Genomic DNA, 6,745 nt, shown 5'->3' with positions numbered 1-6,745 from the left:
CGCCCGCCCTTTCCGGCTGCGCCGGGGTGGGGGCCTGCGGCCCGCTGCGCGCCGGCCCTTGCGCGCTTGGCGCTGAGGAGACGGCCTTCCCGGCTTCGCCGCTCCGCCGCCGCGCAGCGGCGGGTGCGTGTTCAGCGATGCCGGCTTGGCCCCGGCCGCTCAGGCCCGGCCGGCTAGGCCCCCGCTGGGGGCCAGCCCTCCGACTCGGCCGCGGCGGCGGCCTCCGCGTCCTGTTCGCGGGCCACGGCGCAGGTGACGTGGCCGTCGCGGGTGTCGGCGATGATCGTGTCGCCCGGGTGGGCCTCCTCGCTCAGCAGCAGGGAGGCCAGCTGGTTGTCGAGTTCGCTCTGGATGGTGCGGCGCAGTGGCCGGGCGCCGAACTCCGGTTGGTGGCCGTGTTCGGCGAGCAGGTGGCGGGCGTCCTCCGTCACCTCGAGTCGCATGCCCTGGGCGCGCACCCGCCGCCGGCTGCGTTCCAGCAACAGGTCGACCACCCGGTCGAGTTCGCCGGGGGAGAGCCGGTGGAAGACGATGGTCTCGTCGATCCGGTTGAGGAACTCGGGTGGGAAGTGGCGGCCCAGGTCGGCGAGGAGTTCGTCCCGTACCTCCTCGGCGCGGCCGTGGTGGGCCAGGATCCGCTGGGCGCCCAGGTTGCTGGTCATGATGACCACCGTGTTGCGGAAGTCGACCGTCCGGCCCTGGCCGTCCGTCAGCCGGCCGTCGTCCAGCACCTGGAGCAGCGTGTGGAAGACGTCCGGGTGGGCCTTCTCCACCTCGTCGAAGAGCAGCACGCTGTACGGCTGCCGCCGCACCCGCTCCGTCAGCTGGCCCGCCTCCTCGTGGCCGACGTAGCCGGGTGGGGCGCCGATCAGCCGGGAGACCGTGTGCCGTTCCTGGAACTCGCTCATGTCGAACCGCACGAGCCGGTCCTCGTCGCCGAAGAGCAGCGCCGCCAGCGCCTTGGCCAGCTCGGTCTTGCCCACGCCCGTCGGGCCGAGGAAGAGGAAGGAGCCGACCGGCCGGTCGGGGTCGCCCATCCCGGCGCGGTTGCGCCGCACCGCCTCCGCGACCGCCGTGACGGCCTCGTCCTGGCCGACGACCCGGTCGTGCAGGGCGCGTTCCAGCTTCAGCAGCCGCTCGCGTTCGCTCTCCGTGAGCCGGCTGACGGGGATGCCGGTGCGCCGGGACAGCACCTCGGCGATGTCGTCGGCGGTGACCTCCCGCACCCCCTCGCGGCGCTCCTCGATGCCGGCCAACTCGCCCTCGACGCGGGCGATCTCCCGCTTCAGTTCGGCCGCGTGCTCGTAGTCCTCGGCCGCGATCGCCTGGTCCTTCTCGCGGCCGAGCCGGGCGATCCGGTCGCGGCGCCCGGTGATCTCGGTCGAGCGGCCGAGGGAGGTGAGCCTGACCCGGGCGCCGGCCTGGTCGAGCAGGTCGATGGCCTTGTCGGGCAGGAACCGGTCGGAGACGTACCGGTCGGACAGCTCGGCGGCGGCCGCCAACGCCTCGTCGGTGAACCTGACCTGGTGGTGGGCCTCGTAGGAGTCCCGCAGCCCCTCCAGGATCCGGACGGTCTCCTCGACGCCCGGCTCGGGGACGGTCACCGGCTGGAAGCGCCGCTCCAGGGCCGCGTCCTTCTCCACGTAACGCCGGTACTCGTCCATCGTGGTGGCGCCGACCACGTGCAACTCGCCGCGGGACAGCGCCGGTTTGAGGATGTCGGCGGCGTCCAGCGCGCCGCCCTCGCCGCCGGCGCCCGCGCCGACCACCGCGTGCAGCTCGTCCACGAAGAGGACGGTGGAGTGCTCGGCGGCCCGGACCTCGTCGATGACGTTCTTCAGCCGCTCCTCGAACTCGCCCCGGTACTTGGAGCCGGCGACGAGGCCCGGCAGGTCGAGCGCGACCACCCGCTTGTCCCGCAGCGTGTCCGGCACGTCCCCGGCGACGATCCGCTGCGCCAGGCCCTCGACGATCGCGGTCTTGCCGACGCCGGGCTCGCCGATCAGCACCGGGTTGTTCTTGGTGCGGCGGGAGAGGACCTCCACGGTCTGCTCGATCTCCTCGGCCCGGCCCACCACCGGGTCGAGCCGCCCGGCGCGTGCCTCGCCGGTCAGGTCGCGGCCGTAGCGGTCGAGCGTCGGGGTGGTGCTCGCCGGCCGGTCGGCCGGCTGCCGGGCCCCGTCATGACGGCCGAGGCCGGCGCCGGCCGACACCCCCGACTCGTCGAGCAGCCGGGCCGCGCCCGAGCCCGGTTCTTCGAGCAGCGCGGCCAGGATGTGCTCCGGCCCGATGTAGGAGACGCCGGCCGCCTGGGAACGGGCGTGCGCGGCGATCAGGGCGCGCTTGGCGGCCGGCGTCAGACCGGGCTCGGCCGACGGCTCGGCGCCGGCGCCCGGCAGTGCCTCGGCGACCGTGTCGGCCAGCCGGTCGGGGTCGGCGCCGGCCTCGGCGAGCAGCCCACGGGCCGGCTCCACCTGGGTGCAGGCCCACAGCAGGTGGCCGGTGTCCAGGTCCTCGACGCCGTCCGCGGCGGCCCGCTCCGAGGCCCGGGAGATCAGGTCCCGGGCCGCCTCGGACAGCAACCGGCCGATGGGCACCCGCTGCACCCGCGGCGGCGCGGCCGCCGGTGAGGTGCCGAAGAAGCGGTCGAGCAGCTCGGCGAACGGGTCGCGGGGCCGGCCGAAGGGCGAGGACGTCATGCGTCCACTACAGCAACGGCCGGGGCGGCCCGCCGGCTACCGTACGGCGAACGAGTGAACGGTGGTCGAGCGGTACACCTCGCCGGGCCGCAGCACCGTGGAGGGGAAGTCGGGCCGGTTGGGGGAGTCGGGGAAGCGCTGGGTCTCCAGGCACAGCGCGTCGCCCTGCCGGTAGACGCGGCCCGAGGGCCCGGCCAGGGTGCCGTCCAGGAAGTTGCCGCTGTAGAACTGCAGCCCCGGCTCGGTGGTGGCCACCGTCATCAGCCGGCCCGAGCCCGGCTCGTAGACCGTCGCCACCCGCTCCGGCTCGGCCGTCGCGCCCTTGTCGAGGACGAAGTTGTGGTCGAAGCCCTGGGCGCGCAGCAGCTGCGGGTGGGCCTGGCGCAGGTCGCGGCCGATCGGCTTGGCACGCCGGAAGTCGAACGGGGTGCCGTCCACCGGGGCCGGCGGCCCCTCGGGGATGAGGGTGGCGTCGACCGGCGTGTAGTGGCCGGCCTCCAGGCCGAGGCGGTGGTCGTGGACGGTGCCGGAGCCCTCGCCGGCCAGGTTGAAGTAGGTGTGCGAGGTGAGGTTGACGACGGTGGGCGCGTCGGTCTCGGCGCGGTAGTCGATGCGGAAGGCGCCGTCCTCGGTGAGCGTGTAGTCGACCTCGACCCGCAGCGTGCCCGGGTAGCCCTGGTCGCCGTCCTCGCTCGTCAGCCGGAGCGTGAGGGTGGCAGGGCCCGACGGGGTGACCTCCCAGAGCCTGCGGTCGAAGCCGACCTCGCCGCCGTGCAGGCTGTTGGGGCCGTCGTTGAGCGGCAGCTGGTGGGGCCGCCCGTCCAGCGTGAAGCGTCCCCGGGCGACGCGGTTGCCGTAGCGGCCGATCAGCGCGCCGAAGTAGGGGGAGCGGCCGGCGGCGTACGGCTCAAGGCTGTCGAAGCCGAGCGAGACGTTGGCCGACTCGCCGTGGCGGTCCGGCAGTTCGAGGGACTGCACGATCCCGCCGTAGCCGAGCACCCGCAGCCGGGTGCCGCCCCTGGCCAGCGTCCAACGGCGCACCTCGGCGCCGTCGGCCAGCCGGCCGAACACCTCGGACCACGGCGCTTCATCTCTCACGAATGTGCTCCTCAGCCGCAGGGGACGAAAAGATCCCACGACGGTAGCCCCCCGCCCCGGCACGGGCCCGGGCGGGGGGTGTGAGCGGGCCGACGCCCGGAGGTCAGCCGCGGCCCGACAGGCCGCGGCGCTTGTTCCAGATGTCGAAGGCGACCGCGACCAGCAGCACCAGGCCCTTGATCACCTGCTGCCAGTCCTCGCCGACGCCCACCAGCTGCATGCCGTTGTCCAGCACGCCGAGGACCAGGCCGCCGATCACCGCGCCGAGGACCGTGCCGACGCCGCCGCTCATCGAGGCGCCGCCGATGAACGACGCGGCGATGGCCTCCAGCTCGAAGAGGTTGCCGGCGCCGGTGGTGGCGGTGCCGGTCCTGGCCGTGAACACGATGCCGGCCAGCGCCGACAGCACGCCCATGTTGATGAAGACGGCCATGGTGACCCGCCGGTACTTCACGCCGGACAGCTCGGCCGCCGCCCGGTTGCCGCCCAGCGCGTACACGTGCCGGCCGAACACCGAGTTCCGCATCACGAAGCCCAGCAGCACCAGCAGGCCGCCCAGGATCAGCAGCACCACCGGCGCGCCCCGGTAGCTGGCCAGGGTGAGGGTGAACGCCAGCACGGCGGCCACCAGCGCCGCGCAGCGCAGCACGAACAGGCTGAACGGCAGCACCGTCAGCTCGTACTGCCGCTGCTGGGAGCGGCGCCGCCACTCCTGCGCCACCACCGCGGCGCACACCGCCAGGCCCAACAACACCGTCAGGTTGTGGTAGTTGGTCTCGGGGCCGACCTCCGGCAGGAAGCCCTGGTTGATGTCCTGGAAGCCCTGCGGAAGGCCCGACCAGGTGCGGCCCTCCAGCAGGATCCGGGTGGCGCCGCGGAACAGCAGCATGCCGGCCAGGGTGACGATGAAGGACGGTAGTCCCACATAGGCGATCCAGAAGCCCTGCCAGGCGCCGATGACGGCGCCGATCAGCAGCGAGAGCAGCACCGCGACCTGCCACGGCAGGTCGTACTCCAGGATCAGCACGGCCGCCGCGGCCCCGCTGAAGCCCGCTATGGACCCGACGGACAGGTCGATGTGCCCGTTGATGATGACGATCATCATCCCGATGGCCAGGATGAGGATGTAGCCGTTCTGGTTGATGATGTTGCTGACGTTGCGCGGCAGCAGCACGTCGCCGCCGGTCCAGATCTGGAAGACCAGCAGCAGCACGGCGAGGGCGATCAGCATGCCGTACTGGCGCATGTTGTTGCGCAGCGCGTTGCGCAACAGCGACGGCAGTTGACGGATGCCGCCGTTCGCCCCGTCGCCGCCCGGCGTCTCGCCGGTCGGGTTCTTGCCCAGGGTGGCCTGGCTCATCTCACCGTTCCTCGCTTCCGGACACCGTCTCGGTCCTCGTCATCAACCGCATCAGCGACTCCTGGTCGGCGTCCGCGCGGTCCAGCACGCCGGTCAGCCGGCCGGCGGCCATCGTCGCGATCCGGTCGCAGATGCCGAGCAGCTCGGACAGCTCGGAGGAGATGACGATCACCGCCTTGCCCTCGGCGGCCAGTTGGTCGATCACCGTGTAGATCTCGGACTTGGCACCCACGTCGATGCCGCGGGTCGGCTCGTCCAGGATCAGCACCCTGGGCTCGGCGTTGATCCAGTTCGACAGCACCACCTTCTGCTGGTTGCCGCCGGAGAGCCGGCCCACCTGCTCGAAGACGGTGGGCGCCTTGATGTTCATCGAGGCGCGGAAACGCTCGGCGACCCGCGTCTCGGCGTGGCCGTCCACCAGGCCGCGCCTGGCGACCCTGGGCAGCGCCGCCATCGAGATGTTGCGGCTGATGGTGTCGATCAGGTTGAGGCCGTAGGTCTTGCGGTCCTCCGTGACATAGGCCAGGCCGTGCTCGATGGCCTCCGACACGGACCTGGTGGAGACCGGCCGGCCGCCCATCGCGACGCTGCCGCGCTCGTAGTTGCCCCAGGAGCGGCCGAACAGGCTCATCGCCAGCTCGGTGCGGCCGGCGCCCATCAGCCCGGCGATGCCGAGGATCTCGCCGTGCCGCACCTCGAACGAGACGGAGTCGACCACCCGGCGGGCCGGGTCGAGCGGGTGCCGGACCGTCCAGTCCGACACCGACATGGCCACCTGGCCCGCCAACTCCCCGGTGTACGGGGTGCGGGTCGGGTAGAACCGCGTCAATTCCCGGCCCACCATGGCGCGGATGATCCGGTCCTCCGAGACCTCGGCCGGCGCGCCCTGCGCGGCCCGCACCGGCAGTGTCTCGATGGTGCGGCCGTCCCGCAGGATCGTCACCGAGTCGGCGACCCGGCGGATCTCGTTCAGCTTGTGCGAGATCAGGATGCAGGAGATCCCCTGCTCCCTGAACTCCACGATCAGGTCGAGGAGCTTGGCGCTGTCCTCGTCGTTGAGCGCGGCCGTCGGCTCGTCCAGGATCAGCAGCCTGGCGCGCTTGGCGAGCGCCTTGGCGATCTCCACCAACTGCTGCTTGCCGACACCGAGTTCCGCGATGGTCGTGGTCGGACGCTCCTCGGTGAGGCCGACGCGGCGCATCAGCCGCTCCGTCTCCCGTAACGTGTCCGTCCAGTTGATCATCCCGGCCCGGTTGGCCCGTTCGTTGCCCAGGAAGACGTTCTCCGCGATCGACAGGTGCGGCACCAGCGCCAGCTCCTGATGGATGATCACGATCCCGCGCCGCTCGCTGTCCTTGATGTCGCGGAACACGCAGGGCTCGCCCTCGAAGCGGATCTCCCCCTGGTAACTCCCGTGCGGGTGCACGCCGCTGAGGATCTTCATCAGCGTGGACTTGCCGGCGCCGTTCTCCCCGCAGATCGCGTGGATCTCACCGGGTGCGACGGACATGCCGACCCCGTCCAGGGCCCGCACCCCGGGAAAGGTCTTGGTGATGCCGCGCATCTCCAACACGTGCTCGGTCATGGT

The 6,745-nt window shown here is 72.3% G+C and carries 4 protein-coding genes; all 4 read right to left on the bottom strand.

Translation table 11 applies throughout. The annotated features are described in order from the left end of the window. Positions 1-173: 173 nt before the first annotated feature. The 4 genes from RNC47_RS31360 to mmsA all read right to left on the bottom strand — a co-directional run bounded on the left by RNC47_RS31360 (position 174) and on the right by mmsA (position 6,742). Positions 174-2,699: an ATP-dependent Clp protease ATP-binding subunit gene (locus RNC47_RS31360; protein ID WP_311603665.1), complete on the bottom strand. Its 2,526-nt coding sequence runs from the start codon at positions 2,697-2,699 to the stop codon at positions 174-176. 36 nt (positions 2,700-2,735) lie between these two features. Next, positions 2,736-3,797 carry an aldose epimerase family protein gene (locus RNC47_RS31355; RefSeq protein ID WP_311603664.1) on the bottom strand — a complete coding sequence of 354 codons (1,062 nt, stop codon included), beginning with the start codon at positions 3,795-3,797 and terminating at the stop codon, positions 2,736-2,738. A 103-nt stretch (positions 3,798-3,900) separates the two neighbouring features. After that, positions 3,901-5,157 carry a multiple monosaccharide ABC transporter permease gene (gene mmsB / locus RNC47_RS31350; protein WP_311603663.1) on the bottom strand — a complete coding sequence of 419 codons (1,257 nt, stop codon included), beginning with the start codon at positions 5,155-5,157 and terminating at the stop codon, positions 3,901-3,903. A gap of 1 nt (position 5,158) precedes the next feature. After that, on the bottom strand, positions 5,159-6,742 hold the full coding sequence (gene mmsA / locus RNC47_RS31345; RefSeq protein ID WP_311603662.1) for a multiple monosaccharide ABC transporter ATP-binding protein: 1,584 nt from the start codon (positions 6,740-6,742) through the stop codon (positions 5,159-5,161). Positions 6,743-6,745 lie beyond the last annotated feature (3 nt).

The organism is Streptomyces millisiae, assembly GCF_031845425.1.
GTDB lineage: Bacteria > Actinomycetota > Actinomycetes > Streptomycetales > Streptomycetaceae > Streptomyces > Streptomyces millisiae.
The sequence above is the reverse complement of the archived record's forward strand: the minus strand, read 5'-3'. Positions and strand labels throughout refer to the sequence as shown.

Excerpts from the sequence above, each read along its gene's own strand:
- mmsB (WP_311603663.1), bottom strand. The coding sequence starts at position 5,157 with ATGAGCCAGGCCACCCTGGGCAAGAACCCGACCGGCGAGACGCCGGGC.
- RNC47_RS31360 (WP_311603665.1), bottom strand. The coding sequence starts at position 2,699 with ATGACGTCCTCGCCCTTCGGCCGGCCCCGCGACCCGTTCGCCGAGCTG.
- mmsA (WP_311603662.1), bottom strand. The coding sequence starts at position 6,742 with ATGACCGAGCACGTGTTGGAGATGCGCGGCATCACCAAGACCTTTCCC.